The organism is Streptomyces sp. NPDC052396 (assembly GCF_044593195.1).
In the GTDB taxonomy this organism is placed as follows: Bacteria; Actinomycetota; Actinomycetes; order Streptomycetales; family Streptomycetaceae; genus Streptomyces.
Map to the genome: position 1 here is coordinate 146,376 of NZ_JBIUAW010000007.1, position 24,939 is coordinate 171,314.

At 72.1% G+C, this 24,939-nt stretch carries 17 protein-coding genes; 4 read left to right on the forward strand and 13 right to left on the reverse strand.

The genetic code is table 11. The annotated features are described in order from the left end of the window. Positions 1-74: 74 nt before the first annotated feature. The 6 genes from ACIHFE_RS19740 to ACIHFE_RS19765 are packed head-to-tail and all read right to left on the reverse strand — an operon-like array spanning position 75 to position 6,178. Positions 75-1,010, reverse strand: coding sequence for a zinc-binding alcohol dehydrogenase family protein (locus ACIHFE_RS19740; RefSeq protein WP_400108256.1), 936 nt, complete (start codon positions 1,008-1,010; stop codon positions 75-77). Between the two features lie 5 nt (positions 1,011-1,015). Beyond that, the gene (locus ACIHFE_RS19745) at positions 1,016-2,155 is read right to left on the reverse strand and encodes a glycine amidinotransferase (protein ID WP_400108258.1); all 1,140 of its coding nucleotides are present in this window, start codon (positions 2,153-2,155) and stop codon (positions 1,016-1,018) included. A gap of 50 nt (positions 2,156-2,205) precedes the next feature. Next, positions 2,206-3,540 (reverse strand): peptide ligase PGM1-related protein, encoded by a 1,335-nt coding sequence (locus ACIHFE_RS19750; protein ID WP_400108260.1) that lies wholly within the window; start codon positions 3,538-3,540, stop codon positions 2,206-2,208. Continuing rightward, positions 3,537-4,040 (reverse strand): MaoC family dehydratase, encoded by a 504-nt coding sequence (locus tag ACIHFE_RS19755; RefSeq protein ID WP_400108261.1) that lies wholly within the window; start codon positions 4,038-4,040, stop codon positions 3,537-3,539. Before ACIHFE_RS19755 ends, ACIHFE_RS19750 begins: the two co-directional genes overlap by 4 nt. A 21-nt stretch (positions 4,041-4,061) precedes the next feature. After that, positions 4,062-5,291, reverse strand: a complete 1,230-nt coding sequence (locus tag ACIHFE_RS19760; RefSeq protein ID WP_400108263.1) for an aminotransferase class I/II-fold pyridoxal phosphate-dependent enzyme — start codon at positions 5,289-5,291, stop codon at positions 4,062-4,064. Next, a complete protein-coding gene (locus ACIHFE_RS19765; RefSeq protein WP_400108265.1) occupies positions 5,291-6,178 on the reverse strand; it encodes an HpcH/HpaI aldolase/citrate lyase family protein in 888 nt (295 codons plus the stop codon). Before ACIHFE_RS19765 ends, ACIHFE_RS19760 begins: the two co-directional genes overlap by 1 nt. Before the next feature lie 282 nt (positions 6,179-6,460). Between ACIHFE_RS19765 and ACIHFE_RS19770 the strand changes: the two genes are divergently transcribed. Further along, complete coding sequence (locus ACIHFE_RS19770) at positions 6,461-8,053, forward strand: hypothetical protein (RefSeq protein ID WP_400108267.1); 1,593 nt, start codon at positions 6,461-6,463, stop codon at positions 8,051-8,053. A gap of 90 nt (positions 8,054-8,143) precedes the next feature. Then, positions 8,144-9,343 carry an aromatic acid exporter family protein gene (locus ACIHFE_RS19775; protein WP_400108268.1) on the forward strand — a complete coding sequence of 400 codons (1,200 nt, stop codon included), beginning with the start codon at positions 8,144-8,146 and terminating at the stop codon, positions 9,341-9,343. 64 nt (positions 9,344-9,407) lie between these two features. On the opposite strand, the gene ACIHFE_RS19780 is transcribed toward ACIHFE_RS19775, so the two are convergent. Together ACIHFE_RS19780 and ACIHFE_RS19785 are read right to left on the reverse strand one after the other, a co-directional pair. Further along, positions 9,408-10,268: an oxaloacetate decarboxylase gene (locus tag ACIHFE_RS19780; protein WP_400108270.1), complete on the reverse strand. Its 861-nt coding sequence runs from the start codon at positions 10,266-10,268 to the stop codon at positions 9,408-9,410. A gap of 356 nt (positions 10,269-10,624) precedes the next feature. Next, positions 10,625-11,161, reverse strand: a complete 537-nt coding sequence (locus ACIHFE_RS19785; RefSeq protein WP_400108272.1) for a DUF4232 domain-containing protein — start codon at positions 11,159-11,161, stop codon at positions 10,625-10,627. Between the two features lie 226 nt (positions 11,162-11,387). On the opposite strand from ACIHFE_RS19785, the gene ACIHFE_RS19790 reads away from it, so the two are divergent. Then, positions 11,388-12,878, forward strand: a complete 1,491-nt coding sequence (locus ACIHFE_RS19790) for a M28 family peptidase (RefSeq protein WP_400108274.1) — start codon at positions 11,388-11,390, stop codon at positions 12,876-12,878. Here the strand turns inward: ACIHFE_RS19790 and ACIHFE_RS19795 are convergent. The 5 genes from ACIHFE_RS19795 to ACIHFE_RS19815 all read right to left on the reverse strand — a co-directional run bounded on the left by ACIHFE_RS19795 (position 12,871) and on the right by ACIHFE_RS19815 (position 22,555). Further along, positions 12,871-14,073: a DUF418 domain-containing protein gene (locus ACIHFE_RS19795; protein WP_400108275.1), complete on the reverse strand. Its 1,203-nt coding sequence runs from the start codon at positions 14,071-14,073 to the stop codon at positions 12,871-12,873. The two genes, ACIHFE_RS19790 and ACIHFE_RS19795, sit on opposite strands and share 8 nt — an antisense overlap. Positions 14,074-14,198: 125 nt before the next feature. Beyond that, entirely contained in the window at positions 14,199-15,449 is a 1,251-nt protein-coding gene (locus ACIHFE_RS19800) for an aspartate kinase (RefSeq protein WP_400108277.1), read from the reverse strand. 57 nt (positions 15,450-15,506) lie between these two features. After that, positions 15,507-16,877 (reverse strand): diaminobutyrate--2-oxoglutarate transaminase family protein, encoded by a 1,371-nt coding sequence (locus tag ACIHFE_RS19805; RefSeq protein WP_400108278.1) that lies wholly within the window; start codon positions 16,875-16,877, stop codon positions 15,507-15,509. Between the two features lie 31 nt (positions 16,878-16,908). Next, positions 16,909-20,961 (reverse strand): Pls/PosA family non-ribosomal peptide synthetase, encoded by a 4,053-nt coding sequence (locus ACIHFE_RS19810; protein WP_400108279.1) that lies wholly within the window; start codon positions 20,959-20,961, stop codon positions 16,909-16,911. A 1,207-nt stretch (positions 20,962-22,168) separates the two neighbouring features. Then, complete coding sequence (locus ACIHFE_RS19815) at positions 22,169-22,555, reverse strand: hypothetical protein (protein WP_400108281.1); 387 nt, start codon at positions 22,553-22,555, stop codon at positions 22,169-22,171. Positions 22,556-22,805: 250 nt separating this feature from the next. On the opposite strand from ACIHFE_RS19815, the gene ftsH reads away from it, so the two are divergent. Next, positions 22,806-24,740, forward strand: coding sequence for an ATP-dependent zinc metalloprotease FtsH (ftsH, locus tag ACIHFE_RS19820; protein ID WP_400108283.1), 1,935 nt, complete (start codon positions 22,806-22,808; stop codon positions 24,738-24,740). Positions 24,741-24,939: the final 199 nt, after the last annotated feature.

Sequence of the window (24,939 nt, forward strand, 5' to 3'; positions counted from 1 at the left end):
CCGCGAGACAGCAACGGCCTGATCCACAGACCCGAGGGGACCCTACCCACTGCCCGCGCCGCGCACAATCCCCGTCAAGTCCGGGTGTCCAGCAGCAACTTGCCCATGGTGCGGCGGCCGGCCATGGCGGAGTGCACCGCCGCGGCCCGGGCCAGCGGGGCCACCCGGTCCAGGTGCGGGGTGAGCCGTCCGGCGCGGGCCAGGGCGAACAGCCGCTCCACGGTGGCGGTGAACACCGCGCGGTCGTCCACCACTTGCTGCATCCACAGCGCATGGGCCCCCAGGGACCGCTCGGTCAGCTCGGCCATCGACGGTGCGGCGGGCTCCTGCCCACGGTGCCCGTAGTAGACCAGCCGCCCGAACGGGGCCAGCGCCGCCAGCACCGGCTTGAGATCGGGCCCGCCGAGGGAGTCCAGACAGAGGCCGACGCCGCCGGGCACCACCTCGGCCACCTGCCCGATGGAGGCGACCGTATGCTGGGCCCCGGCGCGCCGGGCCAGCTGGCGCTTCTCCTCGGTGGAGGCGATACCGACCACGGTGGACGCGCCCAGGGCACGGGCCAGTTGGACCGCGAGGTGGCCCACCCCGCCCGCGGCGGCGGCCACCGCCACGCTCTCGCCCGGGGCCAGCCGGCCCACCGTGACCAGGGCGGCATAGGCGGTGCAGCCCTGTTCCAGCAGGGCGGCCGCGGTGCGGTCGTCGATGTCCTCGGGCAGTTCCACGCTGTACGCGGCCTTGACCGCGGCCACTTCGGCGTAGCCGCCGCCCGCCCGGAGCAGCGCGGCCACCCGCCGTCCGTCCGGGCGGCGGCGGCCGACCACCTCGGCGCCGGGCACCGCGGGCAGCGCGGGCGGCCGGTAGGCGCCCTGACGCACCTGCAGATCGGCGTAGTTGACGCCGGCCAGGGTGACGTCCACCAGGAACTCCCCCGGGCCGGCGGTGGGTTCGGGTATCTCCCGCACCCGCAGCACCTCGGGACCGCCGAAGCGGTCCATCACCACCGCTCGCATCCGGCTCAGCCTCCCAGGTAGTCCTCGGGCGCGGACCCCTCGCGCACCGTGTCCAGGGTGAAGCAGTGCAGTCCGCCGCCGAAGAGCCGGCGATGGCGGTGGCGGACCGGCACCACGGTGAGGCGGTGGCGCTCCAGGGTGCGCATCAGCTCCGGGCAGGCGGAGTTGACCAGCACCGTGTCAGGGGAGACGGACAGCACATTGAGGTCGATATAGCGGCTGGTGAGCACCAGGTCGTCGTCCTCGTAGACGGGGAACTGGTTGTCCCGGGGCTCCGGCGGGAAGATCATGTCCCAGGACTGGAGCCGCTTGGGCAGTCGCTCGGCGATCTGCGGGGAGCGCACCAGCAACAGCCCCGGGCGCAGGGCCAGTACGGTGCTGTCGATATGGTCGGTGGCCAGGGCGTCCAGGCGGTGGACCCGCAGCCGGCCCGCCAGGTGGCGCTCCAGCCAGTCATAGCCCAGGGCGTGGTTGGCGGTGGAGACATTGATGAACACATCCAGGCCCAGCCGCAGGCACTGGGCGCCGTCGATCATCATCTCCAGGCCCACGTCATAGGGCGAGGGCCGGGGGTCGGCGATGGGTTCCAGGAGTTCGCCGGGCGGACTGTCGGCGGTGATACGGGAGATGTCGAAGGAGGCGTCGGTCATCAGCGGCCTGGGCATCACGCTCCAGCGGGCGCCGCGCCGGAAGTAGTCGGCGAAGACCGGCTTGAGGAACTGGGTCTCGAAGTAGCGGGCGCGCACCTGGGGCGCGGTTTCGATGATCTCGTCGCCGAGGACGATGCAGTTGTCGCGCACATTGAGGGCGGGGATCACGCCCGCGCTGAAGGCGGGGGTACGGACCTCATGGGTGCCCGGGTCCAGCCGGGCGGGCCGGTGCACGGTGATGGACAGCGAGGCCAGGATCTCCGCCATCTGCTCGACGTCCTCGTTGAGTTCGTCGATATAGCGCCGCTTGATGGGGCTCTTGGCGGCGGCCCGGTCCGGTGGCAGATGGCGGGGGTAGTACATCTGGTCGTGGGGCATCTCGGGGTGGAAGAACAGGTCGAAGGAGAGCTCACGTTCATGGCAGGAGTAGTTCTCCGCCGTTCCCAGGATCACTTCGCGCAGCGGGGACCAGCCGTCGTAGCTGTTGAGGCGCATGGGAGCCCTTCGGGGGTCGGGGGACGGGGGTGCGTGGTTGCACGGGGGTGTCAGGCCCGTACGCCGGTGACGAGCCCGGCCAGGGCCCGCTGGATGTCGCGGACGGTGTCCGCGTCTTCGGCGATCACACAGTGCGTCACGGTGCCGTCGGCCGTGGTGGAGTCTGCGGTCAGGAGGGTGCCGGTGCCGGTCGCCGGGTCATAGGCCAGGCCGCCGGCGGACAGGCGGTCGCGGGCGGCGCGGAAGGAGGGGGCGGGCAGGCCGCCGTCCTCGGCCAGCACCCGGTGGGCGCGGCGGTCCGGGCCCAGCAGCCGGGCGCCGATCGCGGAGTGCAGATGGGTGGAGCCGGTCAGCCGCCCGTTGGCCTCGGTGAACAGCAGCTCCCCGGCGGGGGTGTGGATGGCGTCCGGGCTGAGGTTCCCCCGGTAGCCCATCGCCTGGTAGACGGCGCACAGCCGCCGGGCCTCCTCGATGAGCAGGCGGTGCCGGCCGGCGGGCAGGACCAGGGCGGGCGTGATCTCCCCGGTGACGGTGGGATCCATCAGCATCTCACCGGTGCCCAGCAGGGTGACGGCCCGGTCGCCGATGTCGAACTCGGCGTAGACGGCGGTGGATTCGGGGTAGTAGCGCTCGATCACCAGACGGTGCCGGTGGCCGGCGGTGAGCACCGGCCAGCGCTCGGCCAGAAAGCCGTGTACGGCGGCCGCACCGGTGGTCACGGTGACCGTGCGGGCTCCCCTGGGCCGGACGCCGGGGCGTGGGCTGAGGATGTGGTTGCCGGCTCCGCCGCAGGCGAACTCCTGCTTGAGGATGGCGCAGTGGCCTTGGTCCAGCAGGGCGGTGACCGCCAGGCCGGCCTCCTCGGGGTTGGTGGCCACGGTGCCCGGTGGCAGCGGGATGCCGCAGCCGGCCGCGATGGCGCGGAAGGCGGCCTTGCCGTTGACCAGGGCGCCGCCGCCCTGGGCGTGGAAGGCGTGGCCGGGCAGCGCGGACTCGGCGCCCAGCCGGCCGGCCAGGGCGGCGACGGCGGGGTCCGCGTAGACCGGGAGCACTCGGTCCACGGTCCGTCCGGCCAGCGCGGTGCGCAGCCGGGCCAGGAAGCCGGGGTCGGCCAGCCGGTCGGGGGAGAGGATGCCCGCCCCGAGCCGGCCGGGGGCGGGGACCAGCACGGTGAGCGAGTCGCGGCGGATGCCGGTGAGGGCGGTGACGTAGTCGGCGTAGTCCTCGCCCGGCGCGGTGGGCAGCACCAGGACGTCGCCGTCCCGGGCCCACCACAGCATCCGGTGGGCGGCGCAGGCGGCCAGCCGCCGTTGGGCGACGCTCTGCGCGCCGAGGTCGCCCACCATGTCCTCGGTGCGGGTGTTGCCGATGAGCAGAGCGGTCATCGGGCTCCCTCCCGGCAGGGGACCAGGAAGCTCCGTTCGAAGACGATCACCACATCGCCCTTGGCGGTGGTGCCGGTGGTCCGGCAGGAGATGATGCCCTCGCCCGGCCGGCTCCTGGACGCGCGTTTGGCGAGGATCTCGGTCTCCGAGTAGAGGGTGTCGCCGACGAACACCGGGTGCGGCAGCCGGATGTTCTCCCAGCCGAGGTTGGCCAGCGCCTTGCCGCTGGTGCTGCGGGCGGTCATCCCGCCCACGATGCTCAGCGTCACCAGACTGGAGACCAGCGGGCGGCCCCAGGGGGTGCTCTCGCAGTAGGCGCTGTCGATGTGCAGGGGGGCGTCGTTCATGGAGAGCATGCTCATCAGCACGTTGTCCATCTCGGTGACGGTCCGTCCGGGTCGGTGCTCGATCACCTCGCCCACGGTGAAGTCCTCGTAGCAGAAGCCCACCACTTCCCGGAACCGCTGGGGGCCGGTGCGTTCATAGCCGCTGGGCGGCACGCTGTCTCCTTCCGACTCGGGTCAGTCCTCGGTCAGTTCGCGGATGTGGCCGATAAACTCGTCCAGCTTTTCCCGGCTGAGGTCGGATCGCAGCATGATGCGCAGCCCGGCCTCGCCCTTGGGGACGATGGGGAAGAAGACCGCGGAGCAGTAGAAGCCGCGCCGGTACATCTCCTCCGAGAGCTTGACGGCGGCCTGGGGCTCGCCGACCGTGATGCGCCGCACCGGCAGCCCATTGCCCGCGAAGGCGGTCGGGTAGCAGCGGTCGAAGTGCTCGATGTTCTCCCGCAGTTGCCGCTGGAGTCCGGCCAGTTCACCGGAGCGGTGCAGTGCGGCGCTGGCCAGCGAGGCGCCGACCAGCGGCAGGGACATGTTCTGGGACCAGCCGACCGGTCCGGCGTTGCGGTGCAGGAACTCGAACAGGGCCCGGCTGCCCAGCATGGCGATCCCCCCGCCGGTGCCGAAGCCCTTGCCCAGGCTGGAGACGATCACGGTGAGCTCGTTCATCTCCAGCCGGGAACGGACAAAGCCCTGGCCCCGGTCGCCCAGGATGGACAGCGAGTGGGAGTCGTCGATGTAGAGGAACAGCCCGTAGCGGTCCTGGAGTTCGCGCAGTCCGTCCAGGGCCGCGGCGCCGCCCATGGAGTAGGCGCCGTCGGCGACATAGGTGACCCGGGGGTAGCGGCGGCAGATGTCCTCCAGCTCGTCCAGGTCATTGTGGCCGCAGGTGAGCACCAGGGACTCATCGGCGCAGATGGGTTTGACATAGGACATACAGAAGTGGCAGAAGCGGTCGAAGACCATCACCCTGGGCTTGCCGTCGCTCAGATGTCCGGAGGCGATCAGCGGCAGGATGCCGGCGGTCAGCGCGGTGCAGGAGGCGCCGGGCAGCACATGGGCGCCGAAGAGCTCGCCGAGCTCCTCCTCCAGCCTGGCCAGCAGCCGGTGGCGGATCCGGGTGGTGGCCACCACCAGCCAGGTGGCCTGGGCCTCCTGGAGCGCGTCCACGGCGCCCTGGATGATCCGCGGGTGGTGGTTGAGCCCCAGATAGGCACAGGAGCACATATTGACGAACTCATGGCCGCTGTCCGGGTCCACCAGCCGGTTGTTGGCGTCCGGGGTGTCCACCCGGATGCCGATCAGCCCGGCCTGGGCGGCGCCCTGCCAGGCGGGATCGGCGGCCTGGAGCATGGTGGCGCTATTGCGGTAGTGATGGGGGCCGGTGATGTCAAGTGGGGGATTTTCGGCCATCATTCCCTCTCCTGGGCAGCGGGGGTGGAGTGCACGGGGTCCGCACGGCGCTCGCCGAACTCCTCCAGGAGCCTGCGGGACGCCTCGAAGAACGGCATGCCGACCATGGCGCCGTCGACCACGGTGATGTCCCGGCCGTTGCGCCGTCCCGCCTCGACGATCTTCCGGGCCCGGGCCAGGGTCTGTGCGTCGGGCGAGAACGCCCGGTTGATGACGGGTACTTGGCGGGGGTGGACCGCGATCTTCCCGCTGAATCCCAGGTCCTTGGCGAGCGCGGCCTCGCAGGCCAGCGCCCCTTCGTCCAGCACCTCGAACAGCGGGGAGTCCATCACCTCGATGCCCGCCGCCCGGGCGCTGTTGACCAGCCGGGAGCGGGCGTAGGCCAGTGCCTCCCAGGACAGCCGGGCGCCGGTGGCCAGGACATAGTCCGCCGAGCCGAAGACCAGTGCCCGCAGCCGGGGCGAGGCGGTGGCGATGGCGGGCGCGTCCTGCAGTCCGCGCGGTGTCTCCAGGACGGCGAAGTACTCGGTGTCCGGGCAGCACGGCCGTAGCACCTGCTCCACGATCTCGATGTCGCGCCGGGACTCCACCATGGGCACCAGCACCACATCCGGCTTGATCCGGTAGCTGTGCAGGGCCAGCAGGTCCCGTAGCCCCTCGGGCCCGCTGACGGTGTTGATGCGCACCGCGCAGCGCACGCCCCGGGCCGAGGGGGCCGAGAAGAACGCCTCGGCGCGCCGCCTGGCCTCCTCCTTCCGGGCCGGCGGAACGGAGTCCTCCAGATCGACCATGGCGATGTCCGCCCCGGAGCGGTGACCGGCGACGTACCGGCCTACGGCGGTGGCGGGGGTGGATAACAGGGACCGGCAGTACCGCGTGTACTTCATGGCTGATCTCCGACCGGGGGCGGCACAGGGGCAGGGCAGCGGGTGCCGTCCGTTGATCGGCCCCCCGCCGTTCCATGCCTACCGCAACGGCGTTGTTCGGGACCGGTGCCTGCCGCTCGAACAACCAACTGCAACCAACGGTGAACAATCGAAAATGAGCGGTATTGGTTGTCATATCTGACGGGACTCTTCGATGAATCGACGGAATTTATGGTGCTGTTGACCGTTCCGCAGTGGATAGCGTGCTGATCCACCCATTGCGACGGGGAGGAAGGCGGGTCAGTGCCACGTAGCGAACGGCCGCTGGACGAAGGGGACGCGCCCCTGCTGAGATTCGCCGCCGGCCTGCGGCTGCTGCGGCAGCGGGCGGGCAGCCCCACCTACCGCCAACTCGCCCTGCGCGCCCACTCCTCGGCCGCCAGCCTCTCCGTGGCGGCCGGTGGCCGCAAACTGCCCACCCTCGCGGTGACCAGCGCCTATGTCCGTGCCTGCGGCGGCGACGTCAAGGAGTGGGAGGCCCGCTGGCACACGGTGGCCGCCTCCCTCAACGGCCGGGGCGCCGCCCGCCCGCCCTACCTGGGTGCCGCCGCCTACCAAGTGGCCGACGCCGGCCGCTACTTCGGCCGGGAACGGCTTGTCGAGGAGGTCTGCGGCCGGCTGCGCGGCGCCCGGGTGACCGTACTGACCGGCCCCTCCGGCTGCGGCAAGACCTCCCTGCTCAACGCCGGCCCACTGGCCCGGCTGCGGGCCGCCGCCCCCGCACCGGCCGTCATCGGCTGCACCCCCGGCCCGGAACCCATGCGCACCCTCACCCACTGCCTGACCCGCGTCGGCCGGGAACAGCGCCCCGGCACCCCCGAACCCCTGCTCCTGGTCGACCAGTTGGAAGAGCTCTACACCCGCTGCCCGCACCCCGCCGAGCGGGAACGGTTCCTGGACGCCCTCTGGCAGACCGCCCGCACCGGCGGACCGCCCTGCCGCCTGCTGCTGGCACTGCGCTCCGACGCCCTGCCGCACTGCGCCGGCCACCCCCTGCTGGCCCACCCGCTGACCATGGAACCGATGAGCCCCGAGGAACTGCACCGGGCCATCGTGGAACCCGCCGCCCGGGCCGCCTGCACGGTGGAGGACCGGCTGCTCGCGGTGCTGATTGCCGGCACCGCCGGACAGCCCGGCGCGCTGCCCCTGCTCTCCCGCGCCCTGCTGGCCACCTGGCACGCCCGCACCGGCACCCTGCTCACCCTGGCCCAGTTCCGCGCGGCCGGCGGCCTGGAACGGACCCTCGTCGAGGCCGCCGAGACCGCCTTCACCGCGCTGGACGAGGCCGGGCGACGGCACGCCCGGCAGGTGCTGCTGCGCCTGGCCGACCCGGGCGGCACCGGCGGCCCACCCCGCCCGGTGGCCCGGACCACACTGGATGACGACCCCGGCACCGCCGCCGTCCTGGAACACCTCGCCGCCGCCCGGGTGCTCACCCTGGACCGGGACCGGGTCGCCCTGGCCCATGGCGCCACCCAGCACGCCTGGCCCCGGCTGGCCCACTGGACCGCCGAGGACCCCGAGGACCTGCGCCGGCGGCACGCCCTGGCCGAGGCGGCCGCCGGCTGGCGGGCCGCCGGCCGCGACCCCGCGCTGCTCTACCGGGGCCGCCGGCTGGCCGAGGCCCGGCGCCGGCCGCCGGACGAGGGCCGACTGACCACCGCCGAACGGGACTTCCTGGCCGCCGGAGCCCGGGCGCAGAGCGCCCGCTGGCGCCGGGAGGCCGCCCGGCGCGCCCGGCTGCGCGCCCAGCGCCGGCTGATCGCCCTGCTGGCCACCCTGTTGACCACCCTGGCCCTGGTGGTCGCCGCCACCGCACCGCTGGCCGTCCGCTAGGACGTCTGCCAGAGCATCCGTCAGCGGGTCCGTCAGGTCGTCCGTCAGGTCGTCCGTTAGGGCCAGTCTTGATCGGGAACACGACTAGGCGTGGTCGAGATCGTCAAGCCCCTGACCGTCCTGGCCCGCCGCAGCAGAGAACCGGTGGTGGCACAGACCGTGCGCTCCACCGCGGCGGCGGTGATCTCCTATGTGGTGGCCCTGAACCTCAGCAGGGAACCGGCCCCGCTGACCGCCCCGCTGACCGCGCTGCTGGTCGTCCAGGTCACCCTCTACTCCACCCTCACCACCGGCATCCGCCGGGTGAACTCGGTGGTGGCCGGCGTGCTGATCGCCATTGGCTTCAGCGTCCTGGTGGGCCTGACCTGGTGGAGTCTGGGACTGATCATCTTCGCCTCGCTGGTGATCGGCCACTTCGTCCGGGTGGATGAATTCGTCCCCGAGGTGGCCATCAGCGCCATGCTGGTGCTGGGCGTCACCCGGGTGGCCGAGACCGCCTGGGACCGGGTGCTGGAGACCCTGATCGGCGCGGTGGTGGGCCTGCTGTTCAATGTGCTGCTGGTCCCCCCGGTCTGGGTGGAGCCCGCCGGGCAGGCCATCCAGGAGATGGCCCGCCGGATGCGCCGCCTGCTGGAGCACATGGCCACCGCCGTGGGCCGGCACATCCCGGTGGAGGAGGCCGCCGCCCGGCTGTACGAGGCCCGCCGCCTGGACCATGACATCACCCAGGTCGACGCCTCGCTGCGGCAGGCCGAGGACAGCCTGCGGCTCAACCCGAGGGTCCGGGAGGGGCTGTTGTCCCGGATCGTGCTGCGCACCGGCCTGGACGCGCTGGAGATCTCCGCAGTGGTGCTGCGGGTGATGAGCCGCACCCTGACCGACCTGGCCAAGGAGCGGTCCGAGGAAACCCTCTTCCCTCCGGAGGTGGCGGTCGCTCTGGAGGACGTCCTGGGTCATCTGGCCCGAGCGGTGGAGAGCTTCGCGGTGCTGATCACCTCCCAGGTCAGCGCCAGCGCCGAGGCGGCGGAGAACCGGCTGGCCGAGGACCTGGCCGCGGCCCGCACCGGCCGGGACCGCGCCGCCGCCCTGCTGCTGTCCCGGGTGCGCGAACACCCCCGGCAGTGGCAACTGCAGGGCGCCCTGCTGGCCGAGATGGACCGGGTGCTGGCCGAACTCGACGTGGAACAGCGCTCCGCCCGGCTGTGGGAGGAACTGGACCGCCGCTCCCGGGAGTTGCGCGAACGCTACCCCAAACTGCACCGGCTCAGACGGCTGCTGACCGGCCGCTGACGGCCGCCGGACGACGGGCCCCGCCGCGGAGGGCGACGGGGCCACGCCGTTGGCTGACGGTCGGTCAGACGACGGGTATCCGGTCCCGGCCGTGGTGCCGGCTGATGTTCTTCTCCAGCAGTTCCAGGCAGTCGGCCACGCCCACACTGGACTCGGTGAACTCCGGCAGCCGGCCCTCGTCCTGCTTGAGCCGGGCCAGCGCGCCGTCCATGGCGGTCTGCGCCGCGAACAGGCAGGGGGTGCTGTAGATGGCCACATCCACGCCGAGTCCGGCCAGCTCCGGCAGGGACAGCCGGGGCGACTTGCCGCCCGCGATCTGGTTGAACAACAGCGGCTTGTCACCGATGACATCGCGCACCTTGCGGATCCAGTCCACGCTGCGCACCCCGTCCACCAGCACCACATCGGCGTCGGTGGCCGCCAGCGCCTTGGCCCGGCGCAGGATCTCGGCCTCCTCCGTGGCGTCGGTACGGGCCACCACCACCAGGTCCCGGCGGGCATCCAGCACCATCTCGAGCTTCTCCAGGTACTCCTCCAGCGGCAGCACCTGCTTGCCGTCCACATGGCCGCAGCGGCGCGGGCGCTTCTGGTCCTCCAGGATCACCCCCGACGCCCCGATGGATTCCAGGAGTTGGACGGTGTGGCAGGCGGTCTCGGGATCCACATAGCCGTCGTCGATGTCGACCAGCAGATGCTGCTGCGGGAAGGCCAGGCGTAACCGCTGGACGAAGGCCACGATGTCGGGCCAGGCGATGAACCCGATGTCCGGCAGCCCGTAGTGGGAGGCGGCGAAGCCGAAGCCGGAGACAAACATGCCGTCGTAGTGCTGGGCCGCCACCGAGGCGGAGAACATGTCGAAGACGCCGATGAGCGGGGTGGTGCCGTCAGCGCTTATGGCTTCGCGTAGCCGATTCGGGTGGTTCACGGTACCCTCCGGGGATGGGTTGTCGGTGACGCGCGGGCCGACCGCTGCCGCCAAGCTCGGGATCGTCCCTGACGCGTCCTTCACCAGGACCCGGGGTGTTCCGTCACGGACGGAACACCCCGGGTCCTGTGTTGTCTGATGCTGCCTGTGCCGGCACTGCGGACTCTGCCGTGATTCCACGGCCAAGTACCCCCAACAGAAGCCCACGTTCACCTGAACTCTGCCGGTCGCCGGAGACCGACGTTAGTCAAGAGATGGTCATGGGGCAATATCGGCAAGGCAAACTCCCCTGGGTCTGGGCGATTTCACGCCGACCCGCGGAGCGCCCGGTTCAACCCTGCGGAGGACGCCCCGGGTTAACCGCGCAGCGGCACCCGGGGGGCCACCGCGGTGACATGGAGCTCGCCGAAATCCACCAGGTCGTTCAGCGGTATCACCCGATGGCCGGTGGAACCGGGCGGCGTCACCTGGAGATATGAACTCCGGTGGGCCTCGGTGCCGGAGTGGGTCCAGGCGACCACCGCCCGCACCGTCGCGCCGGGCCGCAGCCGCACCGCCTTGTTGCCGGGGTCGTCCGCGTACCAGGTGGTGCCCCACACGGTACGGCTGGGCAGCACGGCATGGCCGCCGTCCTCCAGGCCCAGGCCCGGATAGCCGCGCATGGCGCAGGTGTGCCCGCCGGTGTTCCGGAACTCCAGTACGCCGCCCGCGTGACTCATCCCGCCGCCCAGCCGCTCGGCGAACCCGATGGCCAGATCCGGGGTGTGGCAGGTGGGCACCGAAGCGCCGGACGGCGCCGCGTGGGCCGGACCGGTGGCGGTGGTGACGGCGGTGACGGCGAGAACGGCACCGGCGGCCGTGGCACCCAGGCGCCGGGCCGAATATGTGGGCATAACTGGCTCCTTTCGTGAACCTCTGGTGAAGTCCCTCCGGAAAGGGGACGGTTGTCCTTGGCCCGCCGTTCCCATCCGGGTCATCCGCCCGTCTACCCCCGGCCATTTCCCGAACTCCCCTGGATCCTGACCCGATTTCGCCGCAGGGGTCCCGCTGACACCGCCCGGCGCGGTAGGCTGCCCGCCCCTTGCGTCGACACGGGGGTCCCTGATGTCCCTTAGGCACGTGGCACGTCAAGTGGTAAGCGGCATACGGCCGCGCGGCGGACGGTCCAAGGCCCTCGCCCTGGCCCTGACCTGCGCCCTGGCACCAGGACTGGCCCTGCCGGCCGCCGCGGCCGCCGGGGAGCACCACCCGCAATCCACCCAGCTCGCCGACCGGCTGGCCCACCAGGTGACGGTGGCCGGCGCCTGGCGCCACCTGGAGGCCCTCCAGCACGCCGCCGACACCCATCACGACCTGCGCGCCGCGGGCACCCCCGGCTACCAGGCATCGGCCCGCTATGTGACCGGCCGGCTGCGCCAGGCCGGATACCGGGTACGGCTCCAGCCCTTCTCCTTCCCGGACTCGGCGCCGGTGGCCGAGACCGCCCGCCTGCTCACCCCCGAGCCCCGCACCCTGCACCCGCTGCTGGCCCGTTACAGCGCCTCGCTGCCCGCGAGCGGCTGGACCGGTTCGCTCGCCGTGCCCCCGCAGGGCGGCGCCGCCGCCTACGGCTGCCGGCCGGGCGACTACGCGCATGGCGACTTCCGGGGCCGGGCGGTGCTGCTGCGCTACGGCCTGTGCGATGTGGCGGCCAAGCTCCGGCAGGCCGCGGCGGCGGGGGCGAGCGTGGTGCTGCTCAACGTCGATCAGCAGCCGGCCGGCATGAACATCCGCGCCGGGGTACGGCCGCCGTCCGCCGCCGTGCTGCCGGTCGCCACGCTGCCCCGCGACGAGAGCGAGCAACTGGCCGCGGACACGGCCCGCGGACCGGTGCGCCTCGCGCTGGACCTGCGCGGCCGCGCCTTCACCAACCACACCTTCAATGTGCTGGCCGACACCCCCACCGGGCGTCCCGAGCACACGGTGGTGGTCGGCGCCCACCTGGACAGCGCCACCGAAGGTCCCGGCGTCAACGACAACGGCAGCAGCGTGGCCATGACCCTGGAGACGGCGCTGCGACTGGCGCCGTACGCCAAGGAGATCCACAACCGGGTGCGCTTCGCCTTCTGGGGCGCCGAGGAGGAGGGCCTGTACGGCTCCACCTACTACGTCTCCCAACTCACCGCCGCCGAACGCCGCCAGACCGCCCTCGACCTCAACTTCGAGACCATCGCCTCACCCAACTACCTGCGGCTGGTCTACCACGGCTCCGGCGCCGTCCCCCCGGGCACCGGCAGCGTCGAGAAGGTCCTGCTGGACCGGTTCGCCGACCGCCGGCTGCCCACCGCGCCCCTGGAGTTCGACGGGCGCTCCGACTTCGTCCCCTTCATCGCGGCCGGCATCCCGGCGGGCGGCGGCTCCTCCGGCTACAACCAGGTCAAGACCCCCGAGTGGCAGAAGCTCTTCGGCGGCCGGGCCGGAGCGATCGCCGACCCCTGTTACCACCAGCGCTGCGATGCCCTCGGCCACCTCAACCGGACCATCCTGGGGCAGCTGGGCGACGCCCTGGCCTGGGCCACCGGCCGGTTCGCGGTGGATACCGCCGATGTGGAGCGCGGCCGGCTCACCTGATCCAACGGGCCGCCCCGGTCGTCTTGTTGAGCAGATACTCCAGCGGGCCACGGTCGAAGAACCTCGACCACAGCATCGCGAAACCGGTGGCGGCCACCAGGAAGCCCAGCAGCGTCCACAGCGAGGAGCCGGGCACCTTCCGGATGCCCAGGACCCAGATCCCCGCGATATTGAGCACATAGGCGGTCAGTGACATCCGGCCCACCGAGGCCACCGGAAGCGTCAGCCACCGCGACCGGGGCAGCGCCTCGGTGACCAGCAGACAGGTGGCCAGCGCCGCCACCGCCACCCCGGTGTTGCCCACGATGGACAGCGTGGTCTCACTGTGCGGTGAGGCGGCCAGCAGCCAGCCGGCCCGGTCACCCGGCGGAAAACCGGCGGTGTCCGACCACCAGGCGGCCGGCGGCGGCCCCGGGTGCCCGCCCGCCGCCAGCATCCGCAGCGCCACCCAGGAGGTCCCGTACCCCGCGACCGCCAGCACGCAGCCGGTGACCGCCAGCCGCACCCGCACCACCGCCGAGGACAGATCCAGCCGGGCCAGGGCCATCCCGGCCAGTACGAACGGCATCCAGGTCAGCACCGGATAACTGCCGGTGAAGAACAGGTCCACAAAACCGTCGGTGCCGCTGATCCGGGCCAACGGGTCATGGTGCGCGGCCCGTTCGGCCCAGGTGCCGTCGTCGATGGACGCCTGCACCACATAGAGCACCTGGGGCAGCACCAGCGCCCCGGCGGCCGCCAGTGCGGCCAGCGCCCCGGCCTTCAGCCGGTGCAGCGGCAGCGCCAGCACAAAGTACAGGCCGTAGTAGGCCAGGATCACTTCGACCTGGGTGCCGGTCATGGTCAGCACGGTGCCCACGGCCAGCAGCACCGCCGAGCGGATCAGCACCCGGCCCACCGCCTGCCGCCCGGCCCGTCCGGTCCTGGGCAGTGGCCGGCCGGTCAGCAGAATCAGGGAGAAGCCCGCCAGCAGGGCGAACAGCGCGGACGCCCGGCCATGGGTGAGTTCCATCAGGGCGCCGGTCCGCCCGCCGTCGTCCGGATCCGGGCCCACATGGGCGGCGTACATACCGAAGACCGCGAGCCCGCGGGCCAGATCCACGCCGGCCAGCCGGGCCGGGGGAGCCGGCCGGAGAGCCGGCGGCGGTATACAGCGGGCGGGCGCGCGGTCCGCCGGAGAGACACTGTGCGACATACCCCCAGCCTCAGCCGGTGGCAAGCCTCTGGGGGCGGCTTTCCCCGGAATTTGTACCGAGGTTGGGGATCTGACGGGCAGTCGGGACGGCCGCCTCCGCGGACCGCCCCGGCCGCCCGTGCCCGCTAGGCCGCCACCGCCGCCGCCCGGCCCAGGCCGAAGGCCTCGTGCAAGGCCCTTACCGCGTCCGGCACTTGGCCCTCCCGGCAGAGAACCGAGATCCTGGTCTCGGCGGTGGAGATGGCCGCGATGTTCACCCCGGCCGCGGACAGCGTCTCGCAGCAGGTGGCGATCACCCCGGAGTGGGTGCGCATCCCCGAACCGATCAGCGACACCTTGCCGATGCTCTCGTCATAGCCGAGATCCCGGTAGCCGATGGCCGCCCGGCCCGCGCGCAGCGCGGCCAGTGCCGCCGCGCCGTCACCGCGCGGCAGCACCAGGGTGAGATCGCCGGCCCGCCCCGCACCGTCCCGGCCGCCGTGGTGCACCGCGGTGTCCAGGTCCACCTGGGCCTCGGCCAGAATGCGGAACACTCCCGCCATGGCGGCCGGACCGCCGGGCATCCCGGCCACCGTGAGCCGGGCCCCGGACAGGTCATGGGCGACCCCGGTCACCCGGGGCTGCTCCGCGCCCACCGCCTCCGCGTCACCGCACACCACCGTGCCCGCCTCGGTGCCGAAGGAGGAGCGCACATGCACGGTCACCCCGTGCCGCCGGGCGTAGTCCACACTGCGCTGTGCCAGCACCTTGGCGCCGGCCGCGGCCATCTCCTGCATGGCCTCGTAGGTGAGCCTGGACAGCCGCCGCGCGGTCGGCACCAGGCGGGGATCGGCGGTGTAGACCCCGTCCACATCGGTGTAGATCTCGCACACATCGGCCTTGAGCGCGGCGGCCAGCGCGATGGCCGTGGTGTCCGAACCGCCCCGGCCCAGTGTGGTGATGTCCTCGGTGTCCCGGCTGATGCCCTGGAATCCGGCCACCAGCACCACCGCCCCGCGGTCCAGGGCCTGGCGGACCCGCCCCGGAGTCACCTGAAGGATCCGGGCTTTGCCATGGGCCCCGTCGGTGATCACGCCCGCCTGCTCGCCGGAGAGCGAGCAGGACTCAACCCCCAGGGCGCCGACGGCCATCGCGGTCAGCGCGCCGGAGATGCGCTCCCCGGCCGTCAGCAGCATGTCCAGTTCACGGCGCGGCGCGACCGGAGCCACCTCCCCGGCCAGCTGGAGCAGTTCATCGGTGGTGTCCCCCATGGCGGAGACCACCACCACGACATCGTGGCCCTCCGCACGGGTGGCGACGATACGCTCGGCGACCTTCTTGATCCGCTCGGTACTGCACACCGAGGAGCCGCCGTACTTCTGGACGATGAGAGCCATCGGTGAGCCTCCCCCAACGACCGCCTGTGGCGGCCGAGTTCGATGAGTGGTGACGCTTCAGGTCCGGGCCACGGCGGCGGTGACGGAATCCACCAGGATCGAGCACCCGGTGTCCACCACCTCCGCCGTCACATTCAGCGGCGGCAGGAGCCGCACCACGCCGTCCTGCCGGCCGCCCAGTTCGGTGATCAGTCCCCGCCGCAGCGCCTGCGCCTGTACCGCGGCGGCGAGCCGGGAGGCGGGGGCCCCGGTGTCGGGGTCCGCCAGTTCCACCCCCCACAGCAGCCCACGGCCGCGCACCTCGCGCACCCAGGGCTGGGAGGTCAGCCGGTCCAGCCGGTCGCGCACCTGCTCACCGCGCCGGCGCACATTGCCCAGCACATCCTGCTCGCGCACCACCCGGACGGCCGCCACCCCGGCGGCGAAGGCCAGTTGGTTGCCGCGGAAGGTGCCGATGTGCGCCCCCGGCGCCCAGGTGTCCAGCCGGGAGTCGTAGAGGATCAGGGCCACCGGGGTGCCGATGCCGCTGAGCGCCTTGGACGCCACGATGACATCGGGGTCGATGCCGTACTGCTCGAAGGCGAACCAGGTGCCGGTGCGCCCGCAGCCGGTCTGGACCTCGTCGACGATCAGCGGGATGCCCAGCTCCAGGGTCAGCTCCCGCACCCGCCGCACAAAGTCCATGCGGGCCGGTATCACCCCGCCCTCGCCCTGCACCAGCTCCATCACCACGGCGGCCGGCAGCGGCACCCCGCCGTTGGCGTCCCGCAGCGAACGTTCCAGCAGGGCAACGCAGTTGGTGGCGCAGTCATCTGGGCTCAGGCCGACCGGGCAGCGGCCGCAGTAGGAGTAGGGGAAGAAGTGGACACCGGGCATCCCATGGGCCACCGGCCGCTTCTGGGCGACCAGCCCGCTGACCGCCATGGTGGCGTGGCTGCTGCCGTGGAAGCCGCCCTGGAAGGAGACGATCTCCCCGCGTCCGGTGGCCGTCTTGCAGAGCTTGATGGCCGCTTCCACCGCGTTGGCTCCGGTGGGACCGCAGAAGTGCACCTTCATACGGTCCTGTAAGTGCTCCGGCAGCATGGAGAGTTGGGCTTCGGTGAAGGCATCCTTGACCGGAGTGGGAAAGTCCAGCCCATGGGTGAGCCGGCTCAGCTGCTCGGTGACGGCCCGGACCAGCGCCGGGTGGTTGTGACCCAGCGACAGCACACCGGCTCCGGACAGGAAGTCGATGAAGACATTGCCGTCGGCGTCCCGGACAAAGCTGCCGAAGCCCTCCTCCAGGGCGATCGGCAGATGCCGGGGATAGGTACGGGCATTGGACTCCCGCCGCTGCTGGCGGGCGAGCAACTCGGCCGAACGCGGCCCGGGGAGCTCGCCGGTCACCTGCGGGGCGGTCCAGGCCTGCGGCGTTACGAGCGAGGTCATGGGGACTCCAGACGAGGCAGAGGGAATCGGGTCAGCAGGGACGGGAAGGGATGCCGCGCCAGCGGGTGCCGTCGGGCAGCCGTTCCCCCTTCATCACCAGCGACAGGGCGTCGACTCCCGCGCCCGCGCCGACCGTTGCGTCATAGAGCACGACCGAGCGGGCGCCCACCGAGGCACCCGGGCCGATCCTGGTGAAGGACATCTTCATCACCCGGTCCTCGAACAGATGGGTCTGCACCGAGGTGAACTCCCCGACGGCCGCGTCATCCCCGATCTCCACCAGGTCGAACTCGGTGAGATAGGTGGTGGACAGCCACACCCGGCGGCCGATGCGGACGCCGAACAGGCGCAGCACGGGGGAAACCCAGGGCGAGCCGGTGAGCAGGCTGAACAGCGAGGGGACCACCAGGTTCTCGAACAGCCCGGTGATCAGCTCGGTGCGCCGGACCCAGACGCTCCACAGCGGTTCGGTGCGCGGCCGGTAGCGGCCGATCACCAGCCATTTGAGCAGCACGGTCACCAGGGTGGCGACCACTCCGGTGCTCAGCAGCAGGGCCGGGCCCAGCAGCAACAGGGTCAGCGGCGTGAGGTGCCGGGCCAGTTGGAGGGAGGCGTAGAGCGAGACCAGGGCGCTGAGCGCGCCGATGGTGGCCGGCAGGGTGATCCGGAAGTACTCGATGGCCAGCCGGGCGGCGATCAGGCCGCGGCTGGGCTGGAAGGTGTACTTCGCCGGGAACGTCCGGCTCTCCTCGCGGCGCGGCAGGAACAGGGCGGGCGAGCCAAGCCAGGTGGTCTCCGGCTCCACCGGCTTGGGCGGCGCCACCGAGTGCACCCCGAGCAGGCTGTTGTCGCCCATCCGGCAGGAACCGGGGACCAGCGCGCCATTGCCCACAAAGCTGAGCCTGCCCACCTCGGCCGGTGCCAGGGCGATCCGGCCCTGGTGGAAGACGGCCGGCCCCACCACGCTGATGTCGGCGACAAAGCTGCGCTCGCCGATGACCAGCATGTCCGGGTCGACGAAGCTGACGGTGGCCACCTCCGACCAGCGGCCGGTCCGGGCGCCCAGCGCGCGCAGGAAGGGCACCAGATAGAGGGTGGAGTACAGGGCGTGGGTGACGGTCAGGCTGAGCGTCATCATGCCGTCGGCGATCCACTTGCGGACTCCGAAGGCGCCGCGCTCCGGGTGGATTCCAGCCCGTACCGAGGGCAGCACGGACCGTTTGACGGCCAGCACCAGCAGGCAGGTGGCCAGCACGGTCAGCGGTCCGGTCGCGGCGGCGGCCAGGGCGGCCCCGCCGAAGCCATGCTGCCAGGCGGCATAGGCCACCAGACCGGACCCGCCCAGGGCGAGGGCCGCCGGCAGGGCCGTCAGCAGCAGGGCACCCAGGGCGTAGGCGGCCAGCACGGGCCATGACCAGGGGCGGTGGTCGGCCTGGCCGGCCATGTCCTGGAGCAGGTGCGGGCGGGCGTCCTGGCGGATGGCGGGCGATCCGGCCCAGTGCTCGCCGGCGGGCACCGTCCGGCCGGCGGGCACCAGGGACTGCTCGCCCACGGTGGCCCCGTCACCCAGCGAAGCCCCCGGCAGCACCACGGAGTTGGTGCCCACCGCACAGCCGGTGCCGATATCCACGGTGCCCAGCCGCAGCCAGCCGTCCTGGACCGCGTGCGGCTGGAGGCGGGCGCCATAGCCGATGCTGCTGTGGTCGCCGATGCACACCAGTGAGGGCACGGCGGGGACGGTCGACAGATGGCAGCCGCGGCCGATCCGGGCGCCCAGCAGCCGCAGGAAGGGCGGCAGCAACGGCGAACCGGCCAGCTGGGCGGCCGGGGTGAAGGCCAGCACCTTGCCGTGCAGCCAGAACCGCCAGTAGGTCACGCCCCACAGCGGATACCAGCCCGGTCCGACCCCCGCCATCAGCAGCCGGCCGCCGAGCACCGGCAGCACCAGGGCGCTGACCAGCAGCCAGACCGCGTCCAGCGCCACAAAGGAACCCAGCGGCAGGTCCACCAGGGTGCCGGCGAGACTGTGGGCCGAGGGGGCGCGCACCGGCAGGTGCCAGGCCGCGCACAGCCGGTAGATCAGCAGCACCGCGGGCAGGCTGATCAGTATCAGCCAGCCGTAGAGCCCGGCGAGCTGGGCCGCGCCGCAGGCCCATACCCGGGCGCTGGAGTGCTTTCTGGGCGGCGGTGCGGCCGGATCCGGCGGCTGCTCCTCGGCGGCGGACGCCTCGATGTGCCCGGCCAGGGAGCGGATGGTGGGGTGGGCATAGAGGTCGCCCATGGCCACGCCGCGCAGCTCGGGCCGTTGCCGCAGCCGGGAGATCAGGCGGGCGGCGGCCATGGAGTGGCCGCCCAGGTCGCAGAAGAAGTCGTCCTCGACCGAGATGCGGTCACCGCCGAGGATCTCCCGCCAGTCGGCGGCCAGTTGCTCCTCCAGCTCCGTGGCCGGGGCGGCGTGCGGACGGGCGCGGCGGGTGAGCGGCGGTGAGCCGGGGGCGGGCAGCGCGGCGCGGTCCACCTTGTCGGCGGCCAGCAGCGGGAACTCGGGGAGGATCTCCACAAAGGCCGGGATCATATAGGCGGGCAGCCGGCGCTGCAGGGCGCCGCGCAGCCGTTCGCGCAGCTCCTCGGGGGCCTCGGCGGGCGCCCGGGCGTCCAGGGTCACATAGCCGATCAGGTCCTGGGCCACGCCGTCGCGTTCCAGCGGGGTGACCACGGCGTTCTCGACCGCCGGGTCCTCTCTGATCACCTGCTCGATCTCGGCCGGCTCGATGCGGTAACCGCGGATCTTCACCTGGGTGTCGACCCGGCCCAGGTACTCGATCTCCCCGCCGGGGGTGAGGCGGCCGCGGTCGCCGGTGCGGTAGATCCGCGGGACCTCGGCTCTGTCGCTCTCCACCGGATTGGTGATGAACCGTTCCGCCGTGAGCTCGGGCCGGTTGACATAGCCGATGGCCACGCCCGGGCCGCCCACACAGATCTCGCCGCTCCCGCCCTCGGGGACCGGGCGCAGCCGCTCGTCCAGGATGTAGACGCGGTAGGTGGGCAGCGGGGTGCCGATGGTGACCGGCCGGTGCGGGGAGAGCTCGCCGCAGGTGGCGGTCACGGTCGCCTCGGTGGGGCCATAGGCGTTGAGAATGCGGCGGCCCGGCCGGTGCCAGCGCCGTACCAGGTCCGGCGGGCATGCCTCACCGCTGACCAACAGGCTGCGCAGCGAGGGGACTTCGGCCTCAAGGGTCATCAGCAGGGTCGGTACACAGCACAGCACGGTGATGGCGTGCTGGATGAGAAAGGCGGTGAGCCCATGCCCGACCCGGCGGCCGTCGGTGGGCCCGGCCACCAGGGTGGCGCCCGCCATCCAGGCCGGCCAGATCTCCTCGATGGCGAAGTCAAAGGCGATGGACAGCCCCTGGTAGACCCGGTCCTCCCGGCCCACCCGGTAGATCGGGGCCACCACCTGAAGGAAGTTGACGATATTGGCATGGGAGACGGCCACGCCCTTGGGGCGGCCGGTGGTGCCCGAGGTGTAGATCACATAGCTCATGGCCGAGGGCTCGATGGCGACCCGCGGCCGGTGGTCCGGCTGACGGGCCAAGATCTCGCCGGCCCGGTCGAGTTCGAGCACCGCGCAGGGCAACTGCCCGGTGCGCCCGCGCAGCTTGGCGCAGGTCACCAGGGAGTGCAGGCCGGCGTCCCCGGCGATGAAGGCCAGCCGGTCGGCCGGGAAGGAGGGATCCAGCGGCACATACACCGCGCCCGCCTTGATCACGCCCAGCAGGGCGACATAGGTCTCCACGGAGCGTTCCAGGAAGATCCCCACCGGAGAGCCGGGCCGCACCCCGCGTTCGGCCAGCAGATGCGCCAGCCGGTTGGCCCGGCGGTCGAGTTCGCCGTAGCTGATCCGCTCGGACTCGTAGATCACCGCGGTGGCGTCCGGATAGCGGTCACAGGCGTGCTCGAAGAACTGCGGCAGGGCACGCACCGGTGGCGCACCGTATACCGGATCCGGACCCGGATCCTCCGCCGGAGGCCCGGGATCCGCGTCGATCGCCCCCTGACGTGCGGGGGTCCGGGTGTCTGCCATGGCGTCTCCTTCTCGGTGGATCCTTCGGCGGATCCGTGCGGGTGCAGGAATATTTCGTCTTTCTGTTCGCCTTGGGGACCGGTATTGTTCAGGGACCGTCCAGGGCGCCGTGACTTTCCCGTTGGCCCGGAGGTGACGGATGGTGAGGGCGATAGTCGTATGCGAAATTCGGCGGGTCGCGGCGGGTTCCGGGGAACTCCGCCACGCACGCCCGGAGGCTCTCGGCCGGGCCCGCCACGTCCACTTCTCCTGGCGGGTGCCCTGATGAGGGTCAGTCCACGCGGCCCGGAATCCTGGCGCTCTTCCGTCTGCGGTGACCCGTCATGCGTCCATACACATCCTTGAAAGTCACGTGTTAAAGCGGTGTGAAAACTAGGTTGGCGATGGTTACCCGAACAGCGGGATATGAGCCAACGTAGTTCGGCCCAATTGCCCTGGGTCAATGCCACGCCAGGTAATGGCCCGGCGGGGCGCGGTACATCGCATTCTTCCCCGGCGCGGTATCGGCGCGGCCTCTGAGCAGCCTCTGCGTCGCCCCGGAAGCGGTGATTCCGTGACGGGGTGTCGGCTACGCCCCGTCACGGGGCCCGGCGAAACCCGGACGATCGCCGGACGCGACATCCGGCTCAATTGCGTCGAGGACGCCTGAGATCGGGCAAAGACTCCCTCTCCGTTCTCCCTTGGGTTCCCCGGCTGAAGCTGTGAAAGGTCATCAGCACCCCAGGAAGGGGGGCGCCCCGCCAGGGGCGCGCTGTGCATGCGGCTCCGCCACGGGGGCCCCGTAAGGGGCGCGGGACGGCTGCATCAAGCGGCTCCGCCGGGTGGGCACGACCAGCCACCCAGGGCCTGCGGTCGCACGACGGGATTCTCGGCAGACGCCATCTCGCCGCCGGGTGCGGCCCGGTGGCCGGTTGCCGGCGACGATCCGGCGCGCGCCAAGTGCCTTGAGCGCAGCGGCGCTTCGGCGAGCGCGGGTGCGCCGGTCAGATTTCGGGTGCGGGCCGGCTGTGGCCGGTCGCGCCCACGCGGCGGAGCCGCATGATTCAGCCCGTCCCGCGCCCCTTACGGGGCGCCCGGCGCCCGTCGGCAAGAACGGACCACACCTGGACCGAATCGGCCCGCACGGGCGAGGAGTTGCCGGCAGCACGGCACGGGCCCGCCGGCCCCCGGAACACAGGGCGAGGCCAAAGCGCACTGCCCCGCGCTACTACTTCGGCAGCGGCGTCAACCGCAGCCGGACCTCCAGCTCATGCTCGCCCGGCACCGTGCCGCGCTCCTCGACGGCGAAGGCGGCGGCCAGTTCCTCGATGACCTGGTGCACCGGGTCCGCCGCTCCGAAGAGCCCCGCGTCCACCGGGTCCGCCAGGTCCACCCGGGTGGCGGCGCCCCTGTTGCGGCCCCGCGCGTCGATCACCGTGCACCAGACCAGCGGGTGGCCGGAGCCGCCCGCCGTGTCCCGCGACTGGGCCGAGACCACCTCCGCACCCCGTGGAAACGAGGTCCGCAACGCGCCGATGACCGCTTCCGCCGCCTCCTGGCCGCAGCCGGTCAGATGGACGCTGACATGGTCCGGACTCTCCGGGGTACTCGTCACCGCCGCTCCTTTTGCCGTCAGGTCTGTGCTCCCGACCGTACGCGTCCCGGCCCGGCACCGCATGCCGGACGGGTCCGGGCGCGGTACCGGCCTTGAGGCGGCCGCCCCGGGGGCATCCTGGAAGTGCGCGGTTACGCCGAACAGCGCAGGCCGGACCCGTTCGGCCCTGCCGACCACCCCCGGCATCCCCGATGCTGGGGGCTGGGACCCGCGGCGCCACCCGCGAGAGCCCATGAAAGAGAGCGGTTCAGTGATCACACGAGTTCGCCTGCCGCACCGGCACCTGTCGCCCCCGGTCCGGCCCGGTCCGCCGGGCGGACCGCCGCAGGGACAGCCCCAGCAGCCTTCACCGGGCTGGGGACGCTGGGTGCTGGCGCTCGTCCTGATGACCTTCGTGATCATCCTGCTGCTCGCCCGGGGCTTCTCCGGCCCCACCCGTCACCAGGAGTCCTACAGCGACTTCGTCGGCAAGGTGAACACCGGCCAGGTGCGTACCGTCGAGATCAGCGACAAGGGCACCGTCACCGGCACTCTCAAGGACGGCACCCAGTTCACCACCCAGATCCCCACCGCCCTGGGTTCCGGACAGCTGGCACAGCAGCTGCAGTCCCAGCACGTCCAGATCAACGCCACCCAGAGCAGCGGCGGCAACCCCTGGCTGTCGGTGCTGCTGGCCTTCCTGCCCCTGCTGCTGCTCGGCGGCTTCTTCCTGTGGAGCGCCCGGCGCGCGGCCGGCTCGCTCACCGGCGGCATCAGCACCATCGGCCGCTCCCGGGCCAAGATCATCGAGGCCGAGCGGCCCACCACCGGCTTCCCCGACATCGCCGGCTACGACGGCGTCAAGCAGGAGATCGGCGAGGTCGTCGACTTCCTGCGCCACCCCGAGCGGTACGCCCGGGCGGGCGCCAAGGGACCCCGCGGCGTGATCATGGTCGGGCCGCCGGGCACCGGCAAGACGCTGATCGCCCGCGCCGTGGCCGGAGAGGCCGATGTGCCCTTCCTGTCGGTCACCGGCTCCGCCTTTGTGGAGATGTTCGTCGGCGTCGGCGCCTCCCGGGTGCGCGACCTGTTCGACGAGGCCCGCAAGCGCGCCCCGTCCATCATCTTCATCGACGAGATCGACGCGGTCGGCGGCCGCCGCGGCGGCGGCACCCGGCTCGGCGGCAACGACGAACGCGAGCAGACCCTCAACCAGCTGCTGGCCGAGATGGACGGGTTCGACCAGGGCACCGGCATCGTGGTGCTGGCCGCCACCAACCGCCCCGACGCCCTGGACCCCGCCCTGCTGCGCCCCGGCCGCTTCGACCGGCAGGTGACCGTGCCGCTGCCCAACCAGGCCGAGCGCGCCGCCATCCTGACCGTCCACTCCCGGGGCAAGACCCTGGACCCGGCCGTGGACCTGGACACGGTGGCCCGTGCCACCCCCGGCTTCTCCGGCGCCGATCTGGCCAACCTGGTCAATGAGGCGGCCATCAACGCGGTGCGCGCCGACCGGGCCACCATCACCCCGCAGGACCTGGACACCGCCCGGGACCGGGTGCTGCTCGGCCGCCGGGAGACCTCCAACGCCCTGCTGCCGGAGGAGAAGCGCTCGGTGGCCGTGCACGAGTCCGGGCACGCCCTGGTGGCCGCCCTGTGCGAACACGCCGATCCGGTGGCCAAGGTCACCATCCTGCCCGCCGGGGTGTCGCTGGGCGTCACCGAGCAACTGCCCGAGGCCGAACGGCACCTGTACACCGAGGGTTATCTCACCGACCTGCTGGCGGTGCGGCTGGGCGGCCGGGCCGCCGAACTGGTGGCCTTCGGCGAGGGTTCCACCGGGGCCGCCAACGACCTGGCCGGTGCCACCCAGATCGCCACCCGGATGGTCCGGGAATTCGGCCTGTCCTCGAAGCTGGGCCCCATCGGCTATGCGCTGGGCGGCCAGCCGTTCCTGGGGGAGAGCCCGGACGACCTCCAGCACCGGCCCTACTCGGAGCAGACCCAGCGGATCGTGGACGAGGAGGTCTCCCGTCTGGTCCGGCACGCCGAGGAGCGTGCGCTGGGCCTGCTGCGCGGGCACCGTACGGCGCTGGACCGGCTGGCCGATCTGCTGGTCGCCAAGGAGACCGTGGACGGGTCGGTGGTCCTGGAGGTCCTGCGCAACGAGGAGCGGCCCGAGCCCTCCGTGGACCCGGCCGCCTGACGGACGTCATGGCGCCGGCCGGGCTCCGTTCTTTGCCTGTTCGTAACCTTGGGTAAACGTCTCGGGATTGACGGTTTGTCAAATCCAACTCCCGATATTGACACGGCCAGTTGGTCTAGTCCACTTTGGTATGGCGCGAGTTCGACGAGGGACGGGGTGGCACACAGCCTCGGGGAACTGTGGCGCGGGCCGGCTGCCC